The 513-nt window shown below is 63.7% G+C and carries 1 protein-coding gene; it reads right to left on the bottom strand.

Translation table 11 applies throughout. The annotated features are described in order from the left end of the window. The coding region (locus O7A05_RS34080; protein ID WP_337097796.1) for an IS110 family transposase at positions 1-421 on the bottom strand (421 nt) is incomplete at its 3' end. Positions 422-513 lie beyond the last annotated feature (92 nt).

The raw sequence follows: 513 nt of genomic DNA, 5'->3' as shown, positions 1-513 counted from the left end.
GCGTTGCCCGCATCGCGACCAGTTGATCGCGGTGGCCGGCAAGCGACTGAAGCCGCTCACCTTCTTCGCGTGGTGCCGGCTCGGCCTCAGGCTGGTAGCGACGGCCATAGTCGCTCAGCATCCTGGCGTCGAGAGGATCGGTCTTGGCGCGCCGTCTGGTCGACTTGGCATAATGGTGGGTGTGCGCCGGGTTGTGCCGCGAGAACGGCACGCCGGCCTTGGCCAGCGCATGGCGCAGAAGCCGGTCATGGACCCCTGTCGCCTCCATGACGACGAAGTCCCGGCTGGGATCAAGCCCTGCCACATAGGCCGCGATCGCATCGGCCTGGTTGTCGATGCGCCGAAGACGGCCGCTTGTCTCATCAAAAAAGTCAAGCCACTGCTTTGAGATGTCGCAGCCGACATAGTTCTGGGCTATCATGTCCACGCCTCTTCCTGTGGTGCGGGGTCTGCTTGGAACAGCCCCGTGCAACTGTTCAGGTTGATGGTTCATCGGTGGGAAGGGACCGGGCC

This window comes from Mesorhizobium argentiipisi (SeqCode), assembly GCF_037179585.1.
GTDB classification, from domain to species: domain Bacteria; phylum Pseudomonadota; class Alphaproteobacteria; order Rhizobiales; family Rhizobiaceae; genus Mesorhizobium; species Mesorhizobium argentiipisi.
Note: the sequence above shows the minus strand (reverse complement) of the source record. Positions and strands in the feature narration are given on the sequence as shown.